The following is a 303-nucleotide window of genomic DNA, read 5'->3' as shown; positions in this document are numbered from 1 at the left end:
GACCTGCCCACCGGCGTGTTCAACGTGGTCAGCGGCACTGGCGCAGGCGTCGGGCATGCCCTCACCAGCCATGCCGGCATCGACCTGATCAGCTTCACCGGCAGCGTCGCCACCGGTTCGCGGATCATGGCCGCCGCCGCGCCGAACATCACCAAGCTCAACCTCGAACTGGGCGGCAAGGCGCCGGCCATCGTACTGGGTGACGCGGACCTGGAGCTGGCGGTAAAAGCCATCACGGCCTCGCGGGTGATCAACACCGGGCAAGTGTGCAACTGCGCTGAACGGGTGTACGTCGAGCGAGGC

Annotated in this window: 1 protein-coding gene; it reads left to right on the top strand. The window is 67.3% G+C overall.

The annotated features are described in order from the left end of the window. On the top strand, positions 1-303 hold a 303-nt coding region (locus KMS84_RS44370), incomplete at both ends, for an aldehyde dehydrogenase family protein (RefSeq protein ID WP_256921530.1).

Source organism: Streptomyces hilarionis, assembly GCF_024539675.1.
In the GTDB taxonomy this organism is placed as follows: Bacteria; Actinomycetota; Actinomycetes; order Streptomycetales; family Streptomycetaceae; genus Streptomyces; species Streptomyces hilarionis.
The sequence above is the reverse complement of the archived record's forward strand: the minus strand, read 5'-3'. Positions and strand labels throughout refer to the sequence as shown.